This window comes from Metabacillus endolithicus (genome assembly GCF_023078335.1).
GTDB classification, from domain to species: Bacteria; Bacillota; Bacilli; order Bacillales; family Bacillaceae; genus Metabacillus; species Metabacillus endolithicus.
Map to the genome: position 1 here is coordinate 1,293,785 of NZ_CP095550.1, position 24,674 is coordinate 1,318,458.

General features: G+C 35.8%; 21 protein-coding genes and 4 pseudogenes. 5 read left to right on the forward strand and 20 right to left on the reverse strand.

Annotated features, from left to right (window positions below; translation table 11 throughout):
- Positions 1-52: 52 nt before the first annotated feature.
- From MVE64_RS07010 to dnaE, 8 genes and pseudogenes are all read right to left on the reverse strand, one after another.
- Positions 53-439 carry an FxsA family protein gene (locus tag MVE64_RS07010; protein WP_247345007.1) on the reverse strand — a complete coding sequence of 129 codons (387 nt, stop codon included), beginning with the start codon at positions 437-439 and terminating at the stop codon, positions 53-55.
- A gap of 120 nt (positions 440-559) precedes the next feature.
- A complete protein-coding gene (gene pyk / locus MVE64_RS07015) occupies positions 560-2,320 on the reverse strand; it encodes a pyruvate kinase (protein WP_247345010.1) in 1,761 nt (586 codons plus the stop codon).
- 148 nt (positions 2,321-2,468) lie between these two features.
- Entirely contained in the window at positions 2,469-3,428 is a 960-nt protein-coding gene (gene pfkA, locus MVE64_RS07020) for a 6-phosphofructokinase (RefSeq protein ID WP_098795029.1), read from the reverse strand.
- 277 nt (positions 3,429-3,705) lie between these two features.
- Positions 3,706-4,683, reverse strand: coding sequence for an acetyl-CoA carboxylase carboxyl transferase subunit alpha (gene accA / locus MVE64_RS07025; RefSeq protein WP_247345013.1), 978 nt, complete (start codon positions 4,681-4,683; stop codon positions 3,706-3,708).
- Positions 4,677-5,552, reverse strand: a complete 876-nt coding sequence (gene accD, locus MVE64_RS07030) for an acetyl-CoA carboxylase, carboxyltransferase subunit beta (protein ID WP_247345016.1) — start codon at positions 5,550-5,552, stop codon at positions 4,677-4,679. Before accD ends, accA begins: the two co-directional genes overlap by 7 nt.
- Positions 5,553-5,798: 246 nt before the next feature.
- Positions 5,799-6,440, reverse strand: a complete 642-nt coding sequence (locus tag MVE64_RS07035; protein ID WP_247346979.1) for a FadR/GntR family transcriptional regulator — start codon at positions 6,438-6,440, stop codon at positions 5,799-5,801.
- A gap of 1 nt (position 6,441) precedes the next feature.
- Positions 6,442-7,671, reverse strand: a complete 1,230-nt coding sequence (gene ystJ, locus MVE64_RS07040; RefSeq protein ID WP_247346981.1) for an NADP-dependent malic enzyme — start codon at positions 7,669-7,671, stop codon at positions 6,442-6,444.
- Positions 7,672-7,895: 224 nt separating this feature from the next.
- Positions 7,896-11,247 (reverse strand): annotated as a pseudogene (gene dnaE / locus MVE64_RS07045) (DNA polymerase III subunit alpha).
- Positions 11,248-11,440: 193 nt separating this feature from the next.
- On the opposite strand from dnaE, the gene ytrH reads away from it, so the two are divergent.
- The 3 genes from ytrH (at position 11,441) to MVE64_RS07060 (ending at position 12,725) form a co-directional block, all read left to right on the forward strand.
- Entirely contained in the window at positions 11,441-11,776 is a 336-nt protein-coding gene (gene ytrH, locus MVE64_RS07050; protein ID WP_026560822.1) for a sporulation membrane protein YtrH, read from the forward strand.
- Entirely contained in the window at positions 11,773-12,276 is a 504-nt protein-coding gene (ytrI, locus tag MVE64_RS07055; RefSeq protein ID WP_247345019.1) for a sporulation membrane protein YtrI, read from the forward strand. Before ytrH ends, ytrI begins: the two co-directional genes overlap by 4 nt.
- Positions 12,277-12,536: 260 nt before the next feature.
- The gene (locus MVE64_RS07060) at positions 12,537-12,725 is read left to right on the forward strand and encodes a YtzJ family protein (protein WP_247345022.1); all 189 of its coding nucleotides are present in this window, start codon (positions 12,537-12,539) and stop codon (positions 12,723-12,725) included.
- Between the two features lie 250 nt (positions 12,726-12,975).
- On the opposite strand, the gene MVE64_RS28090 is transcribed toward MVE64_RS07060, so the two are convergent.
- Both MVE64_RS28090 and MVE64_RS28095 read right to left on the reverse strand, forming a co-directional pair.
- A complete protein-coding gene (locus tag MVE64_RS28090; protein ID WP_425594004.1) occupies positions 12,976-13,539 on the reverse strand; it encodes a DHH family phosphoesterase in 564 nt (187 codons plus the stop codon).
- Positions 13,516-13,913: pseudogene (locus MVE64_RS28095) on the reverse strand (DHH family phosphoesterase); the annotation flags it as partial. The gene MVE64_RS28090 and the pseudogene MVE64_RS28095, both read right to left, overlap by 24 nt.
- A 221-nt stretch (positions 13,914-14,134) precedes the next feature.
- On the opposite strand from MVE64_RS28095, the gene MVE64_RS07070 reads away from it, so the two are divergent.
- Positions 14,135-14,434: a YtpI family protein gene (locus tag MVE64_RS07070; protein ID WP_247345025.1), complete on the forward strand. Its 300-nt coding sequence runs from the start codon at positions 14,135-14,137 to the stop codon at positions 14,432-14,434.
- Positions 14,435-14,500: 66 nt separating this feature from the next.
- Here the strand turns inward: MVE64_RS07070 and MVE64_RS07075 are convergent, their stop codons facing one another.
- From MVE64_RS07075 to MVE64_RS07110, 8 genes and pseudogenes are all read right to left on the reverse strand, one after another.
- Entirely contained in the window at positions 14,501-15,817 is a 1,317-nt protein-coding gene (locus MVE64_RS07075; RefSeq protein WP_247345028.1) for a CBS domain-containing protein, read from the reverse strand.
- A 107-nt stretch (positions 15,818-15,924) separates the two neighbouring features.
- On the reverse strand, positions 15,925-16,167 hold the full coding sequence (locus MVE64_RS07080) for a hypothetical protein (RefSeq protein WP_247345030.1): 243 nt from the start codon (positions 16,165-16,167) through the stop codon (positions 15,925-15,927).
- Between the two features lie 392 nt (positions 16,168-16,559).
- Positions 16,560-17,240 (reverse strand): metal-dependent hydrolase, encoded by a 681-nt coding sequence (locus MVE64_RS07085; protein WP_247345033.1) that lies wholly within the window; start codon positions 17,238-17,240, stop codon positions 16,560-16,562.
- A 122-nt stretch (positions 17,241-17,362) separates the two neighbouring features.
- A pseudogene (ald, locus tag MVE64_RS07090) lies at positions 17,363-18,488 on the reverse strand (alanine dehydrogenase).
- Positions 18,489-18,599: 111 nt separating this feature from the next.
- Complete coding sequence (locus MVE64_RS07095) at positions 18,600-19,367, reverse strand: SDR family oxidoreductase (RefSeq protein WP_231308012.1); 768 nt, start codon at positions 19,365-19,367, stop codon at positions 18,600-18,602.
- Positions 19,368-19,646: 279 nt separating this feature from the next.
- Complete coding sequence (locus tag MVE64_RS07100) at positions 19,647-19,808, reverse strand: hypothetical protein (protein WP_162987434.1); 162 nt, start codon at positions 19,806-19,808, stop codon at positions 19,647-19,649.
- Between the two features lie 205 nt (positions 19,809-20,013).
- Complete coding sequence (gene argH, locus MVE64_RS07105; RefSeq protein WP_247345036.1) at positions 20,014-21,387, reverse strand: argininosuccinate lyase; 1,374 nt, start codon at positions 21,385-21,387, stop codon at positions 20,014-20,016.
- Positions 21,384-22,587: pseudogene (locus tag MVE64_RS07110) on the reverse strand (argininosuccinate synthase). The gene argH and the pseudogene MVE64_RS07110 overlap by 4 nt, the downstream one beginning before the upstream one ends.
- A 239-nt stretch (positions 22,588-22,826) precedes the next feature.
- Between MVE64_RS07110 and MVE64_RS07115 the strand changes: the two are divergent.
- A complete protein-coding gene (locus tag MVE64_RS07115) occupies positions 22,827-23,162 on the forward strand; it encodes a hypothetical protein (RefSeq protein WP_247345038.1) in 336 nt (111 codons plus the stop codon).
- A gap of 37 nt (positions 23,163-23,199) precedes the next feature.
- Here MVE64_RS07115 and MVE64_RS07120 read toward each other — a convergent pair whose 3' ends face one another.
- Positions 23,200-23,715, reverse strand: coding sequence for a MogA/MoaB family molybdenum cofactor biosynthesis protein (locus MVE64_RS07120; protein ID WP_247345040.1), 516 nt, complete (start codon positions 23,713-23,715; stop codon positions 23,200-23,202).
- A gap of 12 nt (positions 23,716-23,727) precedes the next feature.
- Positions 23,728-24,567: an EcsC family protein gene (locus tag MVE64_RS07125; protein WP_247345043.1), complete on the reverse strand. Its 840-nt coding sequence runs from the start codon at positions 24,565-24,567 to the stop codon at positions 23,728-23,730.
- Positions 24,568-24,674: the final 107 nt, after the last annotated feature.

Genomic DNA, 24,674 nt, shown 5'->3' on the forward strand with positions numbered 1-24,674 from the left:
AAACGAACGGGGCTGATACTAAGATCAGCCCCGCAATTACTTTGATTAACTTCTACCTTATGATCGTTATCTGATTTTTATCAATCATTTTTCGAATAGTTGTTAATAAAATCGGTTTAAACTTATTTCTGCTAAATGGAAATAACAATAAAAACCCTACTGTATCTGTTATAAACCCAGGAGTTAATAACAAAACTCCACCAATCAAGATACAAAGCCCATCAATAATGGCCATTCCAGGAATTTGTCCATATTGCATTTCTTGCTGAGCTTTTCTTAACGTTTCCAATCCTTGTTTCTTAGCAAGCCAAGCTCCTACAACACCCGTTAAAATAATAAGTAATACAGTTGGAATTGGGCCAATTGTATTTCCTGATAGTATTAGAATTCCGATTTCTAGAGCAGGTATAACAATAATGAGAAACATTAATAATCGCATGTATTCACCTCTTAAACTCTACTAATAAAACAACATCCTTTTTTAAATCTCGATACTCTCTCTATTCTATTCCAAAAATGCAAAAAAAAGAAGGGATTACTCCCTTCCTCTTAATGATAATTATAGTACACTCGCATGTCCTTGGTAAATAACTCCTCGAACAGCATCTACTGTAATATCTTGACCATCTTTTAACAATGTTGTTGCGTTTTCTACACCTACAATAACAGGAATTCCAAGACTTAATCCCACAACAGCAGCATGACTTGTTAAGCCACCTTCTTCTGTTACAAGAGCAGATGCTTTCTCAAGAGCATCCATCATATCACGGTCAGTTCCTTGTGCAACAAGTATAGCACCTTGTGTCATTTTTTCTTGTGCATCATTTGCAGTGCTTGCCACTACAACCTTACCAAAAGCTGATTTACGTCCGATGCCTTGTCCCTTTGCAATTACATCTCCAATAACGTGGACTTTCATAAGGTTTGTTGTGCCTGCTTCACCAACAGGTACACCCGCTGTAATCACAATAAGATCACCATGTGTCACAAGTCCACTATTAATTGCTTCTAATACAGAATGATCTAGCATTTCATCTGTTGTTGTTGAGTGATTTCCGCTTCTTGGGTAAACACCCCATACTAAAGCTAACTTACGAGAATATGAATCAGAAACTGTTACAGCAATGATTGGTGCTTTAGGACGATATTTTGAAATCATTCTTGCAGTGTGTCCACTCTCTGTTGGAGTAACAATTGCTGATACACCTAAATTTAGAGCTGTATAAGCTGTAGATTGGCCAATCGCATCTGTGATTGTTGTGCCAACCTGAGCACTGCGCTTCGATAAAATTTGCTTATAATCTAAAGCTTGCTCTGCTCTTGAAGCAATATTGTGCATTGTTTTAACCGCTTCCACTGGATAAGTACCGGCAGCAGTCTCACCAGAAAGCATAATCGCATCCGTACCGTCAAAAATAGCATTGGCTACGTCACTTGCTTCCGCTCTAGTCGGTCTTGGGTTACGTTGCATACTATCAAGCATTTGAGTAGCTGTAATAACAGGCTTTCCTAGAGCATTACATTTACGAATTAATTCTTTTTGAACTAATGGAACTTCCTCTGCAGGAATCTCAACACCCAAATCTCCACGAGCAACCATTAAACCGTCTGACACTTCAAGAATCTCATCGATGTTATCTACACCTTCTTGATTCTCAATTTTAGGGATAATTTGAATATGGCCTGCATTATGCTCTTCAAGGAGCTCGCGAATTTCAAGTACGTCTGAAGCACGACGAACGAATGAAGCAGCTATAAAGTCAACATCCTGTTCAATACCAAAAACAATATCTTTAGCATCTTTTTCAGTAATACCTGGAAGCTTCACACTAACTCCTGGTACGTTAACACCTTTTTTATTTTTTAATGTACCAGTATTTTTAATTAATGTTTTAATCTCACCTTTTGATTGGTCAAGACCGATTACTTCCAACTCAATTAGACCATCATCTAGTAAAATTGTTGACCCAATATGTACATCATCAATAAGTCCTTCATATGTAACAGAGAACTTTTCTGTTGTACCAATTACTTCTGTCATTGACACAATGATTTCTTTTCCTGCCTCAAGCTCAATAGCACCATTTTCCATTGTGTTTGTGCGGATTTCAGGGCCTTTAGTATCTAGAAGAATAGCTACAGTTTTGTTTAGTTCGGCAGAAGCCTCTCTAATATTTTTAATTCTTGCACCATGCTCATCAAAATCACCGTGTGAAAAATTCAAACGTGCTACATTCATTCCAGCCTGCATTAATTCTGATAATTTATCAATTGATTCACTCGCAGGACCAATTGTACATACAATTTTCGTTTTGCGCATTTCGTTTCCTCCTACCATTTAGAAGGGTAAAGGTTTCACTTATCCCATGTTAGATTCGTTTTCCTTTACCCATTTTTAGTATGGTTCTATTGTTTTATTTCTTCTTTTCAGCATTGTAAAATAATATGGTAACGATACCAACTAGTATTTATATAGATAATTCTTTAGACAATCGGTACATATTATCATCAATCGTATGTGGTTGATCTAGTATTTCAAGAATATCATGGTGAACAAGTTCGTTCTTTTGTATACCAACACAACGTCCACCTTTTCCTTCTAATAATAATTCAACAGCATACGCACCTAGTCTGCTTGCTAATACACGATCAAAAGCAGTTGGTGAACCTCCACGCTGAACATGACCTAGTACAGAAACACGAGTCTCAAATGAAGTAGCTTCTTCAATTTGCTTAGCAAATTCAACTCCACTGCCTACACCTTCTGCAACTACAATAATACTATGTTTCTTTCCTCGCTCATGACCACGTTTTAAGCGGGCAACAACATTGTCCATGTCATAGTCAGCTTCCGGTATTAAGATTGTTTCTGCTCCTCCAGCCAAACCAGACCAAAGGGCAATATCACCAGCATGTCTTCCCATTACTTCAATAACATATGTACGTTCGTGTGATGTAGCTGTATCACGAATTTTATCAATTGCATCTATAACTGTATTAAGTGCTGTATCAAATCCAATAGTAAAATCTGTACCAGGGATGTCATTATCAATAGTTCCAGGAACACCTACACATGGAAAACCATGTTCAGTTAGTTTTTTTGCTCCCATGTAGGAACCGTCTCCACCAATAACAACTAGGCCTTCAATCCCATGTTTCTTTAACTGTTCAATCCCTTTTTTCTGACCTTCTATTGTTTTAAATTCGGGACATCTAGCAGAATATAATTTCGTACCTCCGCGGTGAATAATATCACCTACAGAGCCAAGTTCTAATTTTTCTATTCTTCCTTCGATTAAACCTGTATATCCATGGTAGATTCCATAAACCTCTACATCATGATAGATCGCTTTACGTACAACTGCCCTAACAGCAGCATTCATACCAGGGGAATCTCCACCACTGGTTAAGACGCCAATTTTTTTCAAAACTTTCACCCCACTATAGATAAGTAGCAATACTAAATTACTTCCAAAATAACATGATTATAATGTCAATACAACAAAGAGTCAACTTTTGTCGAATAACCTTTTTATGAGCCTTTTTCATTATACAATAAATTATCTGCTGTGTTTAATGAATTATGTAATTTTGCAAAATTATTGTCCTACTTTGCAAAAAAAGTATAATCTGTAAATAAAATAGAATGAATTGTTTTTTTTACATCCGCAAAAGAAAACGTGGACCGGTCGGCCGCACGTTTTTCTATTTTACCCCAAGTAGATCGTTTGCAAACGATACTTGACCTATTCTTTTATATTTTTCATAACGATGCTGAATTAATTCTTCCCCTGTCATACTTGAGAGAGTTTTTAAAGAGCTTGCGATTACCTCAGTAATATTGGTTGCTTGCTGAGCTACATCTTTATGTGCTCCACCTTTTACTTCTGGGATAATTTCATCAACAACACCAAGTTGCTTTAAATCTGGGGCAGTTATTTTCATCGTTTCTGCAGCTTTCTTTGCTAATCCTGAGTCTTTCCAAAGTAATGCTGCTGCACCTTCAGGAGAAATAACAGAGTAGGTAGAGTTCTCCAACATATGAATATAATTTCCTACACCTAATGCTAGTGCTCCACCACTACCACCTTCTCCAATAACGATACAAATAACTGGAACAGATAAACCAGCCATTTCGAACAAGTTTTTAGCAATTGCTTCACTTTGTCCTCTTTCTTCAGCTGCTTTTCCTGGATAAGCACCTTTTGTATCTATAAAACATATAATCGGACGATTGAATTTATCAGCTTGTTTCATCAACCGTAATGCTTTACGATAGCCTTCAGGATGTGGCATACCAAAATTTCTTCGAATATTTTCTTTTGTATCTTTACCACGCTGGTGACCAATTACAGTTACTGGTACATCTCTGAACTTAGCTATACCACTAACAATGGCATCATCATCACCATAATATCGGTCACCATGACATTCTAAGAAATTAGTAAAAATTTGTTCAATATAATCTAGAGTTGTAGGGCGACTAGGATGCCTTGCAATTTGAACACGATCCCAAGGCTTTATATTTGTATAAATTTCATTTTCAAGCTTTTCTAATCTTGCTTCTAATTTTTCAATTTCAGATGATAAATCAACATCAGATTGAGCAGTAAAATCTTTCAGTTCTTTAATTTTAGCTCTAAGCTCGGTAACTGGCTTTTCAAACTCCATTTCACCTACCATGTTATTTCACCTCCTGTTTGATGAATATCAAGTATGCTCCCAAGAGTTTCCTTTAAATCTTGGCGATTAATAACATTGTCTAATTGCCCGTGCTTCAGTAAAAATTCTGCTGTTTGGAAGTCTTCAGGAAGATCTTCTCTAATGGTTTGTTCAATAATTCTTCTACCAGCAAACCCAATTAAAGCACCTGGCTCAGCAAAATTATAGTCACCTAGTGATGCAAAGCTTGCCGAAACTCCTCCAGTTGTTGGATGTGTCATAACAGAAATGATCAACCCGCCATTATCACTAAAAAGCTTAAGGGCAGAACTTGTTTTAGCCATTTGCATGAGACTTAAAACACCTTCTTGCATCCTAGCCCCGCCGGAAGCAGTAAAAATAATAATCGGTAATCCTTTTTCATTCGCATTTTCTATTGCTCGAGTAATTTTTTCTCCTACAACAGAACCCATACTTCCCATTCTAAAACTAGCGTCCATGATAGCCACAGCTGTTCTAAAGCCGTTTATCAGACCTTCTCCTGTCACTACAGCTTCATTTTGTTTTGTTTTTTGACGATCTTTTTCAAGTTTTTCCTCATAATCAGGGAAGTTTAGAGGATTTTCAGATATCATGTTTTGATCATATTCAAGGAAGCTACTTTCATCAAATAAGCTCTCGATTCGCTCTCTAGCGTTCATTTGATGATGATATCCACAATTCATACAAACTTTTAGATTTTTATTAAGTTCTTTCGTATACATGATCTTTTTACAATTCGGGCATTTTATGACAATCCCTTCCGGAACATCTTGCTTAGCCTGCTCAGAAGGAATTGAGGCATATTTCTTTTTCTTTGGTTTTGGCTTAGTAAATAAATCTTTTAACAAAACGGTACCTCCCCTTTTTCAAAGGCACTGTTATAATTGGCCGAAGATTTCCTATTAGTTCATATCAATTTATAGCCAAAAATAACAACGCGCTTAAACATAGCCTTTATTAAAGCTGCTTCTATTTAAATCAGATAATGATTACATAAACTAGTATTCACTTTAAGAAACTATTTTCTAAAAAAGTGTCAGTTATATTAACTGTAACGATTGGTGGACAAACATGTTGTAGAAAGTTGTCAATATCTATTCGACATTTTCTTTAAGGGATACCGCTTCATACTGAATAAACACTTCTAAATGATCCTTTTTTATTAAAGCATCAAGCAACATTGCTAAATGTTTTTTTGAAGAACTATGCGATTGATCACCTTTATATACAAAGCTGACATATTCGTTTAAAACATTCCAAATTCGATATAAGAGAAAATTGTTTGCTAATTTAACAAGCTCAGTCATTAATTCAAATCTTGTTATCTCTGTATCCTGAACTTTACTAGATAATTCTTCTAATTGTACATTTATGTCACTTTGTAAGATTAGCTGCAGGGCATTTTTTTCTAATAGCTCGTTCATTTTAATAACATCCTTTATTGCTTTTGTATCATCAAGAATAAAGGTACCCAGCAGTTCAATTAAATTATGTTCTCTAAAATCCTTTATAAAAGTTCCTTCGCCTCTTCTCGTTTCAATCATTCCTAATAATTCAAGGGCTCTTAACGCTTCACGAACAGAAGATCTTCCAACTTTTAAATTCTCAGCCAGCTCTCTTTCTGAAGGAATTTTATCTCCATAAGAAAGCTGTTTTTCTGCAATAATTGCGCGAATATGGCGAAGGATTTCAATATAAACTTTTGAATGCGGAGTTGTCAAAGAAGAATCACTCACTTTAATCAATGATGGCTAATTGCCTCGTTTTCTCAGCAACTTCCTCCGGATCGACTTTTATTCTTGCCACACCGGTTTCCATTGCTGCCTTAGCTACTGCTGAAGCAACAGCTGGTGCCACTCTTGGATCAAATGGTGCCGGAATAACATAATCTGGACTTAAATCCTTTTCAGAAACAAGTGCTGCGATTGCCTCAACCGCCGCAATTTTCATTTTCTCATTAATGTGTGTAGCACGTACATCTAACGCACCTCTAAAAATCCCTGGGAAGGCCAATACATTGTTTACTTGGTTTGGAAAATCAGATCGGCCTGTTCCAATAACCATCGCCCCTGCTTCTTTAGCTTCATTCGGCATAATTTCTGGAACAGGATTAGCCATAGCAAAGATAATTGGATTCTCATTCATTGATTGAACCATTTCTTTAGACAAGGCCCCTTCAACCGAAACTCCAATAAATACATCGGCACCCTTAATAACATCGGCCAAACTACCTTCCAGCTGATCTCTATTTGTATATTTAGCTACCTCAGATTTCACATTGTTCATACCGTGTGAACGATTTTCAAAGATTGCACCTTTCGTGTCACACATAATAATATCTCTTACACCATAGCTATATAAAAGTTTAATGATTGCAATACCCGCTGCACCTGCACCGTTAGCTACAACCCGGATATTAGACATACTTTTTCCAACTAATTTAAGAGCATTAACAAGTCCTGCTACAGTTACAATTGCAGTACCATGTTGGTCATCGTGAAAAATAGGGATATTCGTTTCCTTTTTTAAACGTTCTTCAATAACAAAACAATTAGGAGCAGCTATGTCTTCTAAGTTTACTCCACCAAACGTTGGTTCAAGCAACTTAACTGTATTAACAATTTCATCAATATCTGTTGTGTTTAAACAAATTGGAAATGCATCCACTCCAGCAAAACTTTTGAAAAGAACTGCTTTTCCTTCCATAACCGGTAATGCTGCTTCAGGACCAATGTTTCCTAACCCGAGCACAGCCGTACCATCAGAAACTACTGCAACCATATTACCTTTCATCGTATAATCATAGACTTTGCTTTTATCATCATAGATATCTTTACAAGGTTCAGCTACACCAGGTGAATAAGCAAGGCTTAAATCATAAGCGTTTTTTACTGGAATCTTTGACTTTGATTCTAATTTCCCTTTGTTAACACGATGAATATGTAAGGCTTCTTCTCTCAATGACATCATGAACACTCCCCATGTAAAGTACTAGAACAAGTACCCTATTGTAAGAATCTAATTGTTTGGTTACCAGTTCAGCTGTATCTATTATTACACTGCCTATCATTCTTTAAAAAAGTGGTCAGACCACTTTAAATCATTATTAAATGATAACATAATTCATTTGATTGTAAAGCATCGTTTAGCATAAACATCCTCATTTACGAAAATAGCCTTACAATTAAAGGCTACTCCTGTTTTAGTACAACATTATTTTGCCCAAGTAAATTCATTAAATCTGTTAAACACTCTTCTGTAGCTGAAACTGAGAACTCTTCAGGTAATTGAATGGTCCTCTTCTCATGCTCATAATACAGGTAGACAGGGATACTCCCGTTAAAACGACTTAGTATCTTCTTTACATCTAGCAATTTTTGTTGATCTGAGAACTGCTTTTCAATTTTCACAAAGAGCTTTGCATGTTTAGAAACGGCTGGTAAGTGTTCCAGTTCTTTTATTTGCTGCACAATAAACTGAAGTTTATCCTGTCTTCTTTCAACTTTTCCCTCCAGATAGAAAATCATTCCGTCCCTCACCTTTTCACCAAACTTTGAATAAGTTTGTGGGAAAATAACGGCGTCAATATCTCCTGTTTCATCTCCAAGTAGTAAAAAAGCCATAACCTCACCTTTTTTAGTACGTATTGTTCGTACATTCGCTACCAAAGCCCCAATTGAAACCTTTCGATCTACATTTGAAGATAAATCATCAATAGTAACAGCACGGATCCCTTGAAGGTTTGAACGATACATTTCAACAGGATGAATGGAAAAGTATAAACCTAGAGATTCTTTTTCAAATCTAAGTTTTTCTTCAATTTTAAATGGCTCTACTTCAATATACTTTGGCTTTAGATTAAATTCTTCTTCCAAAAAGAGATCAAATTGACTTTCATCTGATGGAGTCATTAGCTCCGCATGCTCAATGGCAACATCGAGGCTTGCAAGCAACGTTGCACGATCAATAGTAAACTCATCCATTGCACCTGCAAAAATAAGTTGCTCCATTGTTTTTCTAGTCACAATTTTCATTGATACCCTTATACAAAAATCAAATAAGTCAGTAAAAGGTTTTTTCTTTCTTGCATGAAAGATTTCCTTAATAGCCGCAATACCTACATTTTTAATAGATGTTAAATTATAGCGAATACTTGCACCTTCTACTAAAAATGCAAACTCACTTTTGTTTACAGAAGGTGGCAGCACCGTGAAACCTTTACGCTTCGCCTCTCGAACATATTGAGCCACTTTATCTTCATTTCCACTTACACTTGTTAATAAAGCTGTTAAAAAATGGAGAGGATAATTTGCTTTTAAAAAGGCTAATTGGTAAGCAATCATACTATAAGCAACTGCATGACTTCGGTTAAATCCATAGTTGGCAAACTTTACAATTAAATCATAAATTGAGTTTGCCACTTGTTGACTATAACCATTTCTAGTACACCCGAGACAAAATGTTCCCTCTCTTGATCTAGTATATCTTTCTTTTTCTTCCCAACGGCTCTTCTTAATAAGTCTGCTTCCCCTAGAGTAAATCCTGCAATAGTAGAAGCCAATTCCATTATTTGCTCCTGATAAACAATAACACCATAGGTATTCTGCAAAATCGGTTCAAGTGTGGGGTGTAAATATGTTGTACTTTTTCTTTTATGTTTTCTGTCAATAAAGAGTGGAATATTTTCCATCGGACCAGGTCTGTATAATGCATTTACAGCAACAATATCCTCGAGACTGCTAGGTTTAAGACGTTTTAAAACACTTCTCATCCCCTCAGATTCAAGTTGAAAAACTCCTGATGTATCTCCCTGGGATAAAAGGTCAAACGTTTTTTCGTCTTGATAGGATATGTTCGTCAAATCAACTCGTTTTCCTTCAACACGTTGTATAGATTTCATAATATTCTCGATTAAAGAAAGATTTCTTAAGCCTAAAAAATCCATTTTTAAAAGCCGAGATCTTCTAAGTAATCCATAGAGTACTGTGTTAAGTACACATCCTGTTGTCCTTCCTGAATTGGGACAATATTTGTTAAAGGTTGATCACTTAAAACAACACCTGCTGCATGTGTAGAAGTATGCCTTGGGAGGCCTTCTAGTTTTAAAGCTGTTTCATAGATTTTTTTATTTTGTTCATTTTCAGTAATTAATTTCTGTAGTGCCTGAGATTCTTTAAATGCTTCTTGAAGGGTGATTCCGGGTCGAGATGGGATCAGCTTCGATAAGACATCTGTTTCCTTAGGTGAAGCTCCCATTACTCTCCCCACATCACGAATAGCTGCTTTGGCTGCTAACGTACCAAAGGTGATAATTTGAGCAACATGTAATTTGCCATATTTGTTTGCTACATAAGCTATTACTTCATCACGTCTTGTATCTGGAAAGTCAATATCAATATCCGGCATCGTAATACGCTCTGGATTTAAAAACCTTTCAAAAAGCAATCTATGTTTAATTGGATCTACATCCGTAATTCGCAGTACATATGAAACAAGAGAACCTGCAGCAGAACCTCGTCCAGGACCTGTTAAAATACCATGATCATGTGCATATTTCATAAAATCCCATACAATTAAGAAATAATCACTAAAGTTCATTCTTTTTATAACCTTTAACTCATAGCTTAGTCTTTGTAAATAAGTAGAATCAGGATTTTCAAATCTTGCATTCAATCCTTTAAAACAAAGCTCCTCAAGGTATTCATCAGCACTTTGGTTTTTAGGAGTCGAGTATTTTGGTAGATGCGTAACTCCGAGATGAAGATTTACTTTACAACGATCAGCTATCTTTAATGTATTTTCTAATGCATCCGGATATTTTTCGAATAAAGACACCATTTCAGCTGCTGACTTTAAGTAATTTTCATGTGTACCTTTTAAGTCAACTCGAAAATCTGAAAGCTTCTCACCTCGTTTTAATGCTAATAGACATTGCTGCGCAAGATAATCTTCTTTTTCGATATAGCTTACATTATTCGTCGCCACCATAGGAATATTCACTTCATTACTTATTAACATTAAATGATTATGTAATGACTCATCTTCTAAAGATACTTTCTCAGTTCCTATATATATTGAGTTTTCACCAAAAAGGGATTGATACTTTTTTAATAAGATAACGTCTTGATCAAACTGCTCTTTTTCAAAGTTTTCCATGAACATTTGTCCTGGAATAATGGCTATTAATCCAGAATGATAGCTTTTTAACCATCGATCTGGAAGCCCTTCAGGTGATTTTGTTTGAAGAGCACTGCTTATTTTTAATAAATTTTGATACCCCTCGTTATTTTCAGCTAGTAGCACAGCTGTCACGTTGGTCTCATGTTGTTCATCTATGATTGTGACTGTCATACCTAAGATAGGCTTTATTCCATTTTCCTGACAAAGCTTATAAAAAGCTACAGCCCCATACATCACATGAAAATCAGTCAACGCAATTGCATTGAATTTACATTCTTTTGCCTTATTAACTAATTTATCCAATCTTGCTGCACTTGAGAGCAAGCTGTATGCACTTTTCACTTGAAGGTGAACAAATGGCATATATTCCCCTCCTTTCTACATTCGTTTTAGATATTTTCAAGAATCATTTATATATCCTTCATTATATTCCCGCGGTTATATAGTTACAAATAAGAGCATTCTGTGTTACAGAATTTAGACCATTTCTACAAAAATATTTTCTTTCATACTTAAAATAGGTCGTCCATATATATAGAGTAGGGGGTTGATAGTCATGGACAAAGAAGCCTTTATGCCGGCTTTTATTCATAGTTACTTTATAGCACTAGGAGTACTTTTAGGTGGCACACTAATCGGTGCCATTGGTGCATTTTTAGCAGGAGAACCACCATTAACCAAAATGTTTGAATTTGCTAATAGGCTAAAAATTTGGGCTCTTGTTGCAGCAATAGGTGGTACATTTGATGCTTTTTACAGCTTTGAGCGTGGAATTTTTCAAGGTGAAACACGAGATATTGTTAAACAAGTATTGTTAATTGTATCAGCTATGGGTGGAGCTCAAACAGGTTGGTTACTTATTACTTGGTTAACACAGGAGCATCTTTCATGAGAATCCCGCCGCACTATCAGCAACCTTCATGGCAACGTTTTTTTGCAGGTGCAGCAATAGGGGCAGTTATTAGTTGGGGTGTTTTTCTTTTTATTTTTGGAGTTATTCAAGAAGAACATAGTACAATTATAAATAAACAAAAGCAAACAATTCAAGATTTAGAGAATGACAAGAAAATCTATCAAGATGAGTATACAAAATTAAATAAAAAAGCTCAAGAAAAGCTGACTGTTCAAGAGATTAAGATTAAATTAACTAACGGTGACCGCTATCTTTTTAAGGACTTTAGGATAACGAATATAGAGAACAGTGTAAAGGAAGATTTAAAAGACGTAATGGCCAAGGATATTGAGAGTATCGTTTCTAACCATCTATTAATAGAACGAATCATTGAAAATAAGCCATTAAAGTTTGATGGAAAAGAATACAAGCTTGAAATGACAAAATTCATGTTAACCACCACACTATATATTGAAATTAAAATATCATTTGTAGACTAACAATACTCCAAGAGAATTTGAAATATTTTTGATTTTTATTAAAAATCAATCGCAAAACCTTCCCTTTTCCGATAAAATAGAAATAGGAAAAACAAGGAAAAAACATTCACTATAAACAAGCTGGTTTGCTCTCTCACAAACTGGCTTTAACCTCCCCACCCACTCTTCATAAAACATTCATTCCAACAATTATGACAATTGATTCCTTGTTTAACCAACTCACTTTATCGGTTGTACTACTACTTAACGGAGGGATGGATATGTATATTTTAAGTTCAAAACAAGTTGTCCAGGAAAAGATTAACCATATCAAAAAAGGGTTCTCAGCATATGTAGAAACAGCTGAGCTTGCAAACATTATCAAAAAAGAATGTCAGATTTTACAATTGGATGTGTATGAGGATGCTACAGAGCTGGGTTATTGGTTTATTCCGAAAAAAGAAAAGTAACCGCTATCATTCTCTCTTCATCAATGTAAAACTCCATTATCAAAGTGGCGTTTTCTAAAGATCCTCATCACATGTTCTTTTCAAACCACTAAAAGTAATCCATAACTGTATTGTAAGCAAACTAACCTCTCCACCATCATCCTTCTTGATCGTAAAATTTTAAGGTAAGGAACTATGTCATCTTATGACTACCGACTAGGTTAGAAAAGGGTTCGGCAGTTTTTACCGAACCCTTTCTTATTTCTTAGGATCATTCATCCTGACATAGCACTTCTAGATCATGTAACACCTGTTTCGCTTCTTCCCAACTATATACAGAAGCTCCAGATGCGAGTGGATGTCCGCCACCATTATATTTTTTAGCTAATTCATTTATCACAAGTTTTTTTGCTCTAAGTCTAACACGAATCTGATTTTCTTCTTCCACAAAGAACACCCATGCTTTCACACCTTCAATATTACCTAAAATTCCAACAAGCTGCGAAGCCTCTGAAGGGGTCACATCAAATTCCTTTAATATATCTTTCGTTATACTCATTGATGCAGAACCTGATGATGTTAACGTAAAGTTTTGAAGAACATATCCACTAAGTTTAGCGACGTTTCTCTTTGTTTTGTAAAGTTCGTCGTAAATTGGTGTAGGATTAATTCCTTTTGAGATTAATGCACTTGCATACTGAAAAGTTTTCTCCGTTGTACTAGGGAATAGGAACCTTCCTGTATCACCCACAATCCCAGTATAAAGAAGTTCTGCCGCTTTTCCAGATAATTTAAAGCCCTGATCTTTACCTTCTAAGTACAGTTCATAAATCATTTCACTTGTAGCACTTGCTTCAGTTTCCACCCACAAAAGATCTCCATATTGATCATCATTTGGATGGTGGTCGATTTTAATCAATTTTTTACCTGTTTTATAACGTTGATCACTGATGCGGCTTGGTTCGCTGTATCACATACAATAACAAGTGCTTCTTTGTATATCTCGTCTGAAATATGATCCATTTTATAAAGAAACTCGAGCGATGGCTCAGATTCTCCTACAACATAGATTTTCTTATTTGGGTATGTAGCTTTTATCATTTCAGCCAAACCGCATTGAGAGCCATAGGCATCTGGATCTGGACGAACATGGCGATGAATGATAATTGTGTCATTTTGGCTAATTTCATCTAGTATTTGTTGTTTCATTTTGGTCTCCTTTTCTCTCTATATAGTTTATTAAATCATAAATACAAATTTTAAAAAAGAATGAATCTTCAGGATTTTCATTTCATCGTATTTAGTTAAAGACATGTTAAACTAAACATGCTATCTTTTATTATAGGTTGTTTAAGAAGATATTTCTTCTTTTTTACCTTACTAGATGCAAGAGTAGAAAAAATACTCATCTCAGTAATGGAGGTTTTTATATGCCAGTTTTAGTTGTACTTATTATTTTTTCACTAGCTTTCTATTTGTACTATAGGGTCAAATCATACAGATCAAATAAGCAAGCGGAGAAAAGTTGGATATCTGCGAAAGCTAGCATTGCATTAGGTCTGTTTGTTGCATTTTTTGGGCTTAATCAATTATTTATGTTTCGCTCAACCTTATCATTTGTTGTGGGAATTATTTTTCTGTTAATCGGTTTTGGCAGTGCTTGGGTAGGTTACCGAGCTTACAAGCATTATCTTCCATATGTTCTAAAAGAAATAAAAGAACAACAGTAAAGAATTCTTCGAAAAAATAGGGTTAACTGTTTTATAAAACAGTTAACCCTATTTTTGTATCCTGTATTATCTCTCAATCAATTGAACCATCATCATTGCTTTTCCTACGACAACACCGTCGCTATATGCTTCTATATCAATTTTTCCAAACTTACGACCAACCTCTAATATTTTCGGGTGAATTTCAAGCACTGATTCCATTTGAACAGGTTTAATAAAGTATATTGTGATATTTTCAACAACAATGTCACCTTTTTTCTGTGCTCTTAGATAACGATTAACGGACTCTGTAACAAGTGTCGTAAAAACTCCATAGGAAATGGTGCCAAGGTGATTTGTCATTTGCGGAGTTACTTCACATCGAAAAATACTACTGCGTTTTGATTCATCATCAATCGTTATAAATTGATTTGTCACAATGTCATCAAGTTTTTCACCAATTTGTGGTTGACGTTGGATCATTTGAAGAGCCTTAAGAACATCTTGACGACTAATAATACCCTGCAATCTATTCTGCTGGTCTACTACCGGCAAAATTTCGATCCCTTCCCAAACCATCATTTGTGCTGCTGATGCGACAGAAGTTTTACCAATTACCGTAATCGGACTTTTAGTCATTATTTTTTCGATTAGGGTTGAATGGTCGTTCCCCATAATATCTTTAGAGGTAACAATTCCTTGCACTTTTAAGTTCTGATCTATCACTGGAAACCGACCATGTCCAGTTTCATAGTTATGTTGATACCAAGTTGCCACCGTATCAGACGTTGATAAACAGATTGTTTTATCAATCGGTGTAAGAATATCCTCCACCTGTACGATTTCTTTCTTAATTAACTGATCATAAATTGCTCGATTGATCATTGCACCAACCGTAAAGGTATCATAGCTCGTTGAAATAATTGGCAGCTCTAGCTCATCAGCTAATTTTTTCACGCTATCTTCTGTATCAAAACCACCTGTTATCAATACTGCTGCACCAGCTTCAAGCGCATATTGATGGGCAGTTGTACGATTCCCGACTATAAGTAAATTCCCTGCACCTGTATATCGCATCATGGCATCAAGTTTCATCGCACCAATGACAAATTTATTTAATGTTTTATGTAAACCTGCCCGTCCACCTAAAACTTGCCCTTCAACAATATTAACAACCTCAGCATATGTTAATTTCTCAAAATTCTCTTTTTTCTTTGTTTCAATTCTAATCGTTCCAACACGTTCTATCGTACTAACATATCCTTTGTTCTCTGCTTCTTTAATTGCACGATATGCTGTTCCTTCGCTAACATTTATATCCTTCGCAATTTGTCTAACGGAAATTTTTTCACCAACTGGCAGTGAAGTTATATACTGCAAAATTTGCTCGTGCTTTGTAGCCAAGCTGCATCACCCTTTTTATATTAGTGCATTTATCTAATAAGACCGCACAAATACGGTTTAAAAAACAAACTAATCCACTTTTATTATAAGGGTGAAGAAGGCTTATATCAACGCAGTGTTTGTCTTTGTCTCTTTTTCTGAATTTGCTTATATGATTTTAACTGCTTTGCTTGAACCTGTTGCTTTGGTCGGTACAAATAATGAGCAAAGTTTCCACCAATAACAAAAATCGCTAAGCACAACCAGCTCATAGCAAACACAGTTTGCATTTGATCGCCCGAAAGTGAGATATGTTGAAGTCCAAAATAGAGCATCATTAATGCAATTAATGCGTACATTAGGTTTTTCATCTTGATTCATCCTTTCTATAAAAGCTTTGTTTCATTTTATGCATGTACACATAAAAAAAGAAGCAATGAATGAGATTCTTTGCTTCTTCTGATAGCATACTTTCATTTTGCGCTATTTTTACTATTTTGTTTCTAACACAGTAACCCCAATAAATTGTCCGTTTCATTACGCTCCAGACAATTAGCTTTCCGCGGGGAGGAAGCTGAGCCTCCTCGGCTTTGCCTGCGGGGTCTCAGCCTTTCCTCTACCTCCCACAGGAGTCAATTGTCTTCCTCTTCATTCCACTAAGTTTATAAAAACAGGTTTAAAAGCAACACGTATAAACTAGGCTTGTGGTTCTCAACTCTAAACATACTGTAAATCTATTTTCCACATTATATGAACTATCCTATTAAAGCTCGTATTTTTCTCCCACTTTTAATGGCAGGCCAATGCCTTCTGGTAAGGATTGAGCGAATTTTTCCGGATCCTGCTTAATAGCTGGAAAAGTATCATAATGGATAGGAACGACTTTCCTTGCGTTTAACCAAAGAGCTGCATCCTTTGCGTCTTCAGGACCCATTGTTAGATTATCTCCGATTGGTAAAAATGCAAGGTCTATTGAATTTCGTTCTCCAATCATTTTCATATCAGTAAAGAGTGCAGTATCACCTGCATGATAGATTGTTTTGCCTTCAGATGTTAATAGAACACCTGATGGCATACCAGTATAAATAACGGTACCATCCGGCTCTTGATAGCTTGACCCATGAAAAGCCTGTGTTAGTTTTACTCTGCCAAAATTAAAATCATATGCTCCCCCAATATTCATTGGGTGAATATCAATTCCGTTTTTCCCTATGTAAACCGCCAGCTCGTATGGGGCGATAACTAAAGCATTATTTTTCTTGGCAATTTCTACTGTGTCCCCAACATGATCATTATGACCATGTGTAAGAATAATAACATCTGCCTCAACTGAATCAGCTGTCAAATCTGTTAATTCATTGCCAGTAATAAATGGATCTATAATGATTTTTTTATTATGTGCTGCTACTTGTACAACTGCATGTCCGTGATATGAAACTTCCATTTTATTCAACTCCTTATATGTTAAATGGTTAAATTAATAGTCCACTAAAACTTTACCCATTTTTATTTCTAGCTAAACGATTACATGAAAAACCTAGCTTTCACTAAGTTTTTCATGTGGTGTTATACACGTGAATCCAATAATGAAGTAGCATCCTTAAAAAATAGTCCATGTGCCTCTGCAACTGCTTTATACGTTACAAATCCCTTCAACGTATTCAAACCTTTCAATAGCGCAGAATCTTCTAAACAAGCTTTTTGGTAACCTTTGGTTGCAATTATATTCGCATAGGGTACAGTGACATTTGTTAATGCCAATGTGGATGTTCTTGGAACTGCCCCTGGCATATTAGCAACAGCATAATGTAGAACACCATGTTTTTCATACGTTGGGTTGTCATGGGTCGTTAACCTGTCAATTGTCTCAAAAATGCCGCCTTGATCAATGGCAATATCAACAATAACAGAGCCATTAGCCATTGCCTTTACATCCTCTGCTAAAACAAGATTCGGTGCTTTTGCTCCAGGAATTAACACGGCCCCAATAACCAGGTCTGCTCGTTGAACCGATTCTGATATTGTGAGGGGTACTAGACATGATTGTTGATACTTCTTTTCCAAATAAATCATCAAGCTGCCTTAGCCGTTCCGGATTTGTATCAAGTATCGTAACCTCTGCCCCTAATCCACATGCAATTTTGGCGGCGTTAGTACCAGCTACACCACCGCCTATAATTGTCACACGTCCTCTTTGTGTACCAGGAACTCCAGCTAGCAGAATTCCTTTACCACCTTTTGGCTTTTCTAATAGTTGAGCACCGATTTGAGCGGCCATTCTGCCGGCAACTTCACTCATTGGTGTTAATAGAGGAAGTGACCCATTTGAAAGCTGAACAGTTTCGTATGCAATCGATGTTACCTTTTTATTAATCAAAGCTTTTGTAAGCTCTGGTTCAGCCGCAAGATGTAAATAAGTAAATAAAATCAGATCATCACGAAAATAGGAAAATTCCTCTTTTAACGGCTCTTTCACTTTCATTACCATGTCCATTGACCAAGCCTCAGCAGCTGTTTTCACAATCGTTGCACCAGCATCTTTGTATTGCTCATCTGTAAAGCCAGATCCTAACCCTGCATTCTTTTCAATACAAACTTCATGTCCAGATTTTATTAACTGATTTGCTCCGGCTGGCGTCATCGCTACACGGTTTTCATTATTTTTTAATTCAGCTGGAATGCCGATTTTCATAAGTATTCACCCTTTAATTTGCGTTCTTATCAGTATGACCATATTTCATCATATGATGACGCAATAAGACAGGTTAGCGAATTTTTTATAAGAACGTATATTTTCTTGTTTTCAGACATGAAACCGATGTATTACGTTTGCTCCACCAGTAACTTCAATAATGGAGCCTGTAATCATGTCCGAATTTTCATCACATATAAAAGCAACAGTTCTTGCAATATCTTCTCCTGTACCGGAACGGCCAATTGGTGTTTTCGATTCAACATCACTCATTATTCTAGACTGCTCAATCGTTGCTTCTTTCATTTCTCCGACAATGTTTCCTGGGCAGATCATATTAGCAGTGATCCCATGTTCTGCTTCTTCAATGCTTATTGATTTCGTTAGTGATACAAGACCTACCTTTGCAGCACTGAAAGCAGAGCGATGAAGCCAACCCGGAGAGGATTCGGCTCCTTGAAAGCCATATGTAATAATTCTTCCATATCTTTGCTGCCTCATGATTGGAATAATCTTTTTGAACAAATGAAAGACTGAACTTAAATTTCCCTCTATCATTTGATACCACTCTTCATCTGTATAATCGGCTAGCTTCTTTCTTTCAAATATGTATGGACCAGCATTATTTATCAAACAATCTATTCTACCGAACCGTTCAATTGTTAAATCAATCATGTTTGTGAGATCTTCTTTTTTCGTAACATCACCTTGAACAAAAAGAATACGATCTGATAGATGTGAATAGGTATTTTTGAGGTTTTCTACTGCTTCTATGTCTTTTCGATAATTAATTGTTACTGAATACCCGCGTTGTAAAAACTCTTCAGTGACCTTTTTTCCTAACCCTTTAGATCCTGCGGTAATAAGGGCATGTCTCACGATATCTTCCTCCCCATTTAACTTGTCCTTAAAAGGATATCAATCATTAATACGCTTTATCTAAAGGAATATTCCTCTGTAAAACTGTTTATTTTTTATAATAGGAATGGATTACTTCGATATTATCACAATAACTGATAGATCTATCCATTACTACTTCTATTGTGCTGATAAATGAGAGATTTTACAATTATCTTGTTTTGAAAAGGATTTGAGGAAATTTAGTAGGGTTTTTGAGGATTAAAAAAGCTGACTCATCTTAAGCCAGCATGCATACTTTTAATCTTTTCTTATTGCTCGAAAATGTTCTTGTAAAAAGTTTGGATCATATTGCTGTTCGACAACCCCACTTGAATAAGAATCAGTTAATTGTTGCATTGTTTCTTGTTCGCCAAGGTGGTCGTAGTAATACGTTTGTCTCGTAACTCTTCTTTCTTTCACAGTTTTCAGCTCCTTATTTTCAAATGCTCGCAATTAGTTTATCTGAAAATAAGGAGCTTATACTGATAATTACTGTTTTAGCATGCTTTAATTGTTTTTAAAATTTTGTTAAACGTAAGAAGTAGTTCATTCCATTGCGCTCAACTATCATCTAAAATTTTTCAAAAGCTTTATGACAACAGAGTTATACTAGTTTAGAATCATTTTACTTTAACGTCTGCTTTGCCTTTTCCAGTGCTTGTTTTACCATTTCAAAGCCAGTCCCACCAGCGCTCATACGTTTTCTTACCGCTTCGTAAGGATTGATCATTTCATATAAATCTTCTTCAAATAAAGAGGAGGCTTTTTTATATTCATCAAAAGGCAGATCCTTTAAATAAATTCCTGATTGAATGCATTGATAAACCAAAGTCCCAACAACTTCATGTGCTTCTCTAAATGGCATACCTTTTGTTGATAAATAATCTGCAAGTTCAGTAGCATTAGAGAAGTCTTCTGATGTTGCTTTTTCCATCTTCTCTTTGTTTACCTTCATTGTATCAATCATACCGATAAATATTTGAAGACTTCCTTCAATCGTTTTTACAGTATCAAACATTCCTTCTTTATCTTCTTGAAGATCTTTGTTATAAGCAAGTGGAAGTCCTTTTAAAATAGTTAATAGTGACATTAAGTTTCCATACACTCGCCCTGTTTTACCTCTAATTAGCTCAGCCATATCAGGATTTTTCTTTTGTGGCATGATACTGCTTCCTGTTGCGTAAGTGTCATCAAGTTCAATAAATTGAAATTCCTGAGAACACCAGAAAATAATTTCTTCACAGAAGCGTGATAAATGCATCATTAATAATGAGCTGTTGCTAAGAAATTCAATAATAAAGTCACGATCGCTTACCCCATCCAGGCTATTTTCATAGATACCATCGAAGTTCAGCTTTTCTGCTGTATAAGCACGGTCAATTGGAAAGGTTGTTCCAGCTAGTGCAGCACTACCGAGAGGTGAGATATTTATTCTTTTAAGAGATTCAGTAAATCTCTGTTTATCACGGTCAAGCATCCAAAAGTAGGCCATTAAATGATGGGCAAATGAGATTGGTTGTGCACGCTGAAGATGAGTATAACCAGGTAAAATTGTTTCAACATGTTCCTCAGCTTTTTCAATTAGCGAGTGTTGCAATCCATCAATTAATTCAACAACCATTGCAACATGTTTACGTAAATAAAGATGCATGTCAGTGGCTACTTGATCGTTACGGCTTCTCCCTGTATGTAATTTTCCTCCAACAGGACCAATCTCATCAATTAATAGTTTTTCAATATTTAAATGAATATCTTCATAGTTTACAGAAAAAGATAGTTCATTCTTTTTCGCTTTTTCTAACAATGAAGTTAAACCTTTTGTGATTTCTTTCGCTTCGTCTTCACTAATAATTCCGCACTTCCCAAGCATTTCAACATGTGCGAGACTACCTGTGATGTCTTCCTCAACTAATTCCTGATCAAAATGGATGGATGCACCGAACTCATCCACCCATTGTTCAGGGGTTTTTTGGAAGCGTCCACCCCAAAGCTTTTTCATACTTCCACCTTCTTGTTATTTTTCACCATGCTGTTCACTTTAGTTGGAAGTCCAAATAATTCGATAAAGCCAATTGCTGCATTGTGATCAAATGCATCATCTTTCGTATATGTTGCAAGCTTCTCATCATATAGAGAGTAGTCAGATTTTCTTCCTTCAACAATCGCATGACCCTTGAATAATTTCACTCTTACAGTACCTGTTACATATGTTTGTGTTTCTTTTAAGAAAGCGTGTAAAGCAGATTTTAATGGTGAGAACCATAAGCCGTTGTAAATAAGCTCCGCAAGCTTTTGTTCAATTACTGGTTTGAAATGAGCAACTTCTTTTACTAACGTTAAATCTTCTAGCTCTTTATGAGCCTTAATTAGTGTCATTGCACCCGGACATTCGTAAACTTCACGTGATTTAATCCCAACAAGGCGATTTTCCACATGATCGATACGACCTACACCATGCTTACCTGCAATTTGATTTAATTCAAGAATTAATTCATGTAATGGATAAGCTTTATCATTAATTTTCACTGGTACACCTTGCTCAAATTGAATCTCGATCATTTCCGGTTGATCTGGTGTTTTTTCAATTGGTGTAGTTAAATCATATGCACCCTCTGGAGGAGCAGCCCACGGATCTTCTAAAATACCACACTCGTTACTTCTTCCCCAAAGATTTTGGTCAATTGAATACGGAAATTTATCTAAATTAATAGGAATTGGAATACCATGTTTAGCCGCATATTCGATCTCCTCTTCACGAGACCATCCCCACTCTTACTGGAGCAAGAACTTCAAGATCAGGGTTTAATGCTTTGATTGAAACTTCAAAACGTACTTGGTCATTTCCTTTTCCTGTACAGCCGTGTGCTATTGCAACCGCATCTTCCTTTTCTGCAATTTCAACTAGCTTCTTAGCAATTAATGGACGAGATAACGCAGAAACTAATGGATATTTTCCTTCATAAAGTGTATGTGCTTGTAAAGCAACTAACGCAAAATCAACTGCGAATTCTTCTTTAGCATCAATCATATATGATTCAACAGCACCTACTTGAAGAGCTTTTTGTTGTACAAATGCTGTATCTTTTCCTTCACCTACATCAAGGCAAACCGCAACAACAGCGTAACCTTGTTCTTGTAACCATTTAACTGCAACAGAGGTATCTAATCCTCCGGAATATGCTAAAACAACCTTTTTCATCTAATTGTTCCTCCTCAGTTGTATAAAAATTAATATATGTTTATAAAAATACATTTATTGTATAGATAACACTTTACCAACTGTTTCCCTGTTTCGTCAATAGAAAAATGTATATTTTCTTAATTCTTTGTATAAAAATAAATTTTTCTGTATTGCTTAAGTTACTATATACGGTTCATTTAAAAATGTTACTTATAGATGATTTGATTCCACTATTGTAAAATAAGGAAAGATCATGAATGGAAGAAGGAGAAAAATTGAGCGAACACTTTACCTATGATCCTAGACTTAAAATAATGATTCCAACCCTGGATAAACCATGGACAACATATAGTATGCAAACTCAAAACCTCATAGTAACAGAGTGGGAAAAAATCCGTGGTCATATTCCTGACAAAATTATAGAGGTAGAAAAAGAAATAACCAGGAAGCAGGAGCTACTTAACCATGAGGAAGATTTTGATACATCTTGTGAATTAAACGGGGAAATTGCGGAGCTTGCTTCTATCATAAATGATTTGTGGATATGGTTTAGAGCAACCCAACATGTGTCACCAGTTAAAACGCATAGCTAAAACAAAAGAAGGCTAATTCTAGCCTTCTTTAACTATTTCATATTAAGTCCTTCTTAACCTCTCTAACTACATGACCTAGTTCAGGAAGGATCAGCTTCTCCATTGCCAGCTTAACAGCACCAGATGAACCTGGCATAGAAAAGATCGCAGTATTCATTGCTACTCCAGCTACAGCTCTACTTAAAATGGCGGCAGAACCAATATCATCCCGGTAGCTAAGCATACGAAAAATCTCACCGAAGCCTGGTATTTCTTTTTCAATTAACGATTCAACTGCTTCAATCGTCACATCCCTTTTCGCTATCCCAGTCCCCCCATTTGTTAAGACAACATCAATCTCTCTTGTTTCACACCCTTTTAAAACAGAACTGCGAATCAATGTTTTTTCATCACGGACGATTTCATAATCAACTATGATGTGGCCATTCTCCTCTAATAATTTCTTTATTAACTGACCACTTTTGTCAGTTTCTTTATCTCTTGTGTCACTAATTGTTACAACCTTGCACCTTATATGATCAGGAGCATGCAACTTATGTTCTTCAGTACTCATGATACCCTCCTGTTACTGACTAGTTTTTTCAGAAATAAGTCTATATTGATAATAATTATTTGCAAATTCCGTTATCTGCCGAGTAAATTGATAATTTCCAGCAGCACCAATCATCATACTAACAAGTGGAATCCCGGCAACCAATTTTCTCTTAAATAAAGATAATACAGAAAGCTTAGCAATTTGAGCAAGAATATACTTTATGCTATTTTGGTCAGCCATATCCTCGTTACCTTCATAAAAATAATTCATCCCATTATCGGATTGGAGTTCTTTCTTTAATTCAATCCATTGTTCATATTGTAAATGTTTTGGCATTAAAGCTGCATGATACACTTTTAACGAAGTCATCATTTCATATGGATTATTTATCTCATAACCATAACACATAGAAATCATTTGAATGGCTCTTAGATTCATAACTGCCTGCAATGGAATATCAGCACTTGTGAGAAGAATTCCTCCTGTACCAGTGATACCTCCTTGAAAAAAGGAATAAAGCCTGTGTTTAGAAGTCTGTAAATCAGCTAAGTAATGAAGCTGATCGATCGAAAGGAAATGCAAATCACTGATCTGCTGAATACGATTGTTCAATGCTCTTGCAGACAACAGTATTTGATTTTTCGCATCTTTCTGTATAAATGAATTTTGAATAACAGAATGCAGGTTAAAAAGACTTGTATCCACTTTTTCATAAAACACCTTCTGCATCCGCTCTGGTATATCATCAAGCTTCCGAGTAAGCCACCTGTCAAACGTTCTTTGAAAATCTGTACGACCATCATTTTGAAGGTCAATTTCCCATGTTTTTATTTCCTCTAATATAACTTTCTCACGACCCAATTCATTCATCCTCATGATCTCCTTACTCCAAGCAAAGTAGGTATTATTTGGTGAACTTGTTATATTTATCATAACATAAAAGCCAAGATTCAGAATAATAACAAAGAGATTGATTT

Excerpts from the sequence above, each read along its gene's own strand:
- MVE64_RS07010 (WP_247345007.1), bottom strand. The coding sequence starts at position 439 with ATGCGATTATTAATGTTTCTCATTATTGTTATACCTGCTCTAGAAATC.
- pyk (WP_247345010.1), bottom strand. The coding sequence starts at position 2,320 with ATGCGCAAAACGAAAATTGTATGTACAATTGGTCCTGCGAGTGAATCA.
- accA (WP_247345013.1), bottom strand. The coding sequence starts at position 4,683 with ATGGTAGGTGAAATGGAGTTTGAAAAGCCAGTTACCGAGCTTAGAGCT.
- ystJ (WP_247346981.1), bottom strand. The coding sequence starts at position 7,671 with ATGTCATTGAGAGAAGAAGCCTTACATATTCATCGTGTTAACAAAGGG.
- ytrH (WP_026560822.1), top strand. The coding sequence starts at position 11,441 with ATGGACAAAGAAGCCTTTATGCCGGCTTTTATTCATAGTTACTTTATA.
- ytrI (WP_247345019.1), top strand. The coding sequence starts at position 11,773 with ATGAGAATCCCGCCGCACTATCAGCAACCTTCATGGCAACGTTTTTTT.
- MVE64_RS07060 (WP_247345022.1), top strand. The coding sequence starts at position 12,537 with ATGTATATTTTAAGTTCAAAACAAGTTGTCCAGGAAAAGATTAACCAT.
- MVE64_RS28090 (WP_425594004.1), bottom strand. The coding sequence starts at position 13,539 with ATGATTTATGAACTGTACTTAGAAGGTAAAGATCAGGGCTTTAAATTA.
- MVE64_RS07070 (WP_247345025.1), top strand. The coding sequence starts at position 14,135 with ATGCCAGTTTTAGTTGTACTTATTATTTTTTCACTAGCTTTCTATTTG.
- MVE64_RS07080 (WP_247345030.1), bottom strand. The coding sequence starts at position 16,167 with ATGAAAAACCTAATGTACGCATTAATTGCATTAATGATGCTCTATTTT.
- MVE64_RS07085 (WP_247345033.1), bottom strand. The coding sequence starts at position 17,240 with ATGGAAGTTTCATATCACGGACATGCAGTTGTACAAGTAGCAGCACAT.
- argH (WP_247345036.1), bottom strand. The coding sequence starts at position 21,387 with ATGAAAAAGCTTTGGGGTGGACGCTTCCAAAAAACCCCTGAACAATGG.
- MVE64_RS07115 (WP_247345038.1), top strand. The coding sequence starts at position 22,827 with ATGGAAGAAGGAGAAAAATTGAGCGAACACTTTACCTATGATCCTAGA.
- MVE64_RS07120 (WP_247345040.1), bottom strand. The coding sequence starts at position 23,715 with ATGAGTACTGAAGAACATAAGTTGCATGCTCCTGATCATATAAGGTGC.
- MVE64_RS07125 (WP_247345043.1), bottom strand. The coding sequence starts at position 24,567 with ATGAATGAATTGGGTCGTGAGAAAGTTATATTAGAGGAAATAAAAACA.